Below are 3,473 nucleotides of genomic sequence, written 5' to 3'. Positions count from 1 at the left end.
GTGTGTTGTTTCCTTGTGATCCTGGTTGTTCCTTGCTTGTGTGCGTGTGTGCACGGGTGGGGGGGTTGGGGTGTGGTGTGTGAGAACTGTATAGTGGACGCGAGCATCTTTATTTTTTTGTGTGTGTGTTCTTAGTGTTTTTTAGTAAGGGCGTACGGTGGATGCCTTGGCATGCTGAGCCGATGAAGGACGTGTGAGGCTGCGTTATGCCTCGGGGAGTTGCCAACTAAGCGTTGATCCGAGGATGTCCGAATGGGGAAACCTGGCACCAGTTGTGTGGTGTTACCCGCAGGTGAATTCATAGCTTGTGTGGGGGTGTACGCGGGGAAGTGAAACATCTCAGTACCCGCAGGAGAGGAAAATAATAATGATTCTGCTAGTAGCGGCGAGCGAACGTGGATGAGGCTAAACCATGTGCGTGTGATACCTGACAGGGGTTGCGTGTGTGGGGTTGTGGGATGTGATTGTTACCAGGGCTGTCGACTTGGTGCGTGTGCGTGGTGTGTTAGCGGAAGTCACTTGGGATGGTGCGCCGTAGTGGGTGAGAGCCCCTGTACGTGAAAACATGTCCGTGTGTGCGTGTGTTGTGTCCCGAGTAGCAGCGGGCTCGTGGAATCTGCTGTGAATCTGCCGGGACCACCCGGTAAGCCTAAATACTCAGTGTGACCGATAGTGGATAAGTACCGTGAGGGAATGGTGAAAAGTACCCCGGGAGGGGAGTGAAATAGTTCCTGAAACCGTGCGCTTACAATCCGTCAGAGCACCTCGTGTGTGTGATGGCGTGCCTTTTGAAGAATGAGCCTGCGAGTCAGCGACATGTCGCGAGGTTAACCCGTGTGTGGGGGAGCCGTAGCGAAAGCGAATCCGAATAGGGTGTTGTCAGTGGCATGTCCTGGACCCGAAGCGGGGTGATCTACCCATGGCCAGTGTGAAGCAGCTGTAAGAGGTTGTGGAGGCGCGAACCCACTTAGGTTGAAAACTGAGGGGATGAGCTGTGGGTAGGGGTGAAAGGCCAATCAAACTCCGTGATAGCTGGTTCTCCCCGAAATGCATTTAGGTGCAGCGTTGCAGCAGCTTGCCGGAGGTAGAGCTACTGGTTGGTTGAGCGGGACTATCATCTTAGCAATGTCAGCCAAACTCCGAATGCCGGTTAGGTGGTCTGCAGCAGTGAGACTGTGGGGGATAAGCTTCATAGTCGAGAGGGAAACAGCCCAGATCGCCGGTTAAGGCCCCTAAGGGTGTACTAAGTGGAAAAGGATGTGGGATCGCGAAGACAGCCAGGAGGTTGGCTTAGAAGCAGCCATCCTTGAAAGAGTGCGTAATAGCTCACTGGTCGAGTGGTTTCGCGCCGACAATTCAGTGGGGCTCAAGTACACCGCCGAAGCCGCGGCATGGTTTTTACCATGGGTAGGGGAGCGTCGTGTATGGGGTGAAGCAGTACCGTAAGGGGTTGTGGACTGTACACGAGTGAGAATGCAGGCATGAGTAACGAGAGATAAGTGAGAATCTTATCCGCCGGATGACTAAGGGTTCCTGGGTCAAGTTCGTCTTCCCAGGGTGAGTCGGGTCCTAAGGCGAGGCCGACAGGCGTAGTCGATGGTCAACGGGTTGATATTCCCGTACCCGTGTATACGCGCCCAAGGGTGAATCGGTGATACTAACCACCCTGAGCACACCATATGGCAGCCCTTTCGGGGGTTGATCGGTGGTGTGTGATGCGTGGGGCCTGAACCGTAGTAGCTCAGTGATGGGGTGACGCAGTGAGGTAGCCTAGCCACTTATTGGATTGTGGTGTAAGCGTGTGGCACGCCTGTGAGTGAAATGCTTGCGGGTTGTTGTGTGAGGCGTGATGCGTAGCCCCTTGTGTGGGGTGATGTAGGTGATCCTGTACTGCCGAGAAAAGCCTCTAGCGAGTGTGTACACGGCCCGTACCCGAAACCGACACAGGTAGTCAGGTAGAGAATACTAAGGCGGTCGGGTGAACTGTGGTTAAGGAACTCGGCAAATTACCCCCGTAACTTCGGGAGAAGGGGGACCATTACTGGTGCGCAGTCTTTGACGACTGTGGTGCTGGTGGTGGTCGCAGAGAATAGAGGGGAGCGACTGTTTATCAAAAACACAGGTCCGTGCGAAGACGTGATGTTGATGTATACGGACTGACGCCTGCCCGGTGCTGGAAGGTTAAGAGGACCTGTTAGATGGGTAACCATCGAAGCGGAGAATTTAAGCCCCAGTAAACGGCGGTGGTAACTATAACCATCCTAAGGTAGCGAAATTCCTTGTCGGGTAAGTTCCGACCTGCACGAATGGCGTAACGACTCCCCTGCTGTCTCAACCACAGGCCCGGTGAAATTGCAGTACGAGTAAAGATGCTCGTTTCGCGCGGCAGGACGAAAAGACCCCGGGACCTTCACTATAGCTTGGTATTGGTGTTCGGTGCGGTTTGTGTAGGATAGGTGGGAGACTGTGAAACCGTCACGCTAGTGGTGGTGGAGTCGTTGTTGAAATACCACTCTGACCGTAGTGGATACCTTAACCTTGGCCCATGATCTGGGTTGGGGACAGTGCCTGGTGGGTAGTTTAACTGGGGCGGTTGCCTCCCAAAGAGTAACGGAGGCGCCCAAAGGTTCCCTCAGCCTGGTTGGCAATCAGGTGTAAGAGTGTAAGTGCACAAGGGAGCTTGACTGTGAGACGTACATGTCGAGCAGGGACGAAAGTCGGGACTAGTGATCCGGCACCAACGTGTGGAAGTGGTGTCGCTCAACGGATAAAAGGTACCCCGGGGATAACAGGCTGATCTTCCCCAAGAGTCCATATCGACGGGATGGTTTGGCACCTCGATGTCGGCTCGTCGCATCCTGGGGCTGGAGTAGGTCCCAAGGGTTGGGCTGTTCGCCCATTAAAGCGGCACGCGAGCTGGGTTCAGAACGTCGTGAGACAGTTCGGTCTCTATCCGCCGCGCGCGTTGAAACTTGAAAAAGGCTGTCCCTAGTACGAGAGGACCGGGACGGACGTACCTCTGGTGTGCCAGTTGTTCCGCCAGGAGCACGGCTGGTTGGCTACGTACGGAAGGGATAACCGCTGAAAGCATCTAAGCGGGAAGCCTGTTTTAAGATGAGGTTTCTTTTGAGGTTCCCCACAGACTATGGGGTTGATAGGCCGGATCTAGAAGACGGGCAACCGTTGAAGGTGACCGGTACTAATACACCAACAAAAAACACAACCAACACACCCACCACAAAAGAGTGTGCCCGCGTCCACTATGCAGTATCTGACACACCACAATCGTGTCACAACAACAACAACATAATGATTGATCCCACAAATGTGTCGGTGGTTGATGGCGGCGGGGAAACGCCCGGACCCATTCCGAACCCGGAAGCTAAGCCCGCCCGCGCTGATGGTACTGCCCCCGGGAGGGGGTGGGAGAGTAAGTTACCGCCGACCCAACAACTTAAAACAAAACAAAGCAA

Annotated in this window: 2 rRNA genes; both read left to right on the top strand. The window is 54.4% G+C overall.

Annotated elements, in window-relative coordinates:
- The first annotated feature begins 134 nt into the window (after positions 1 to 134).
- Positions 135 to 3,223 (top strand): 23S ribosomal RNA (locus tag HMPREF0298_RS11160).
- Positions 3,224 to 3,329: 106 nt separating this feature from the next.
- Positions 3,330 to 3,447, top strand: a 5S ribosomal RNA gene (gene rrf / locus HMPREF0298_RS11155).
- Positions 3,448 to 3,473 lie beyond the last annotated feature (26 nt).

The sequence above is a fragment of the Corynebacterium lipophiloflavum DSM 44291 genome (assembly GCF_000159635.1).
GTDB lineage: Bacteria > Actinomycetota > Actinomycetes > Mycobacteriales > Mycobacteriaceae > Corynebacterium > Corynebacterium lipophiloflavum.
The sequence above is the reverse complement of the archived record's forward strand: the minus strand, read 5'-3'. Positions and strand labels throughout refer to the sequence as shown.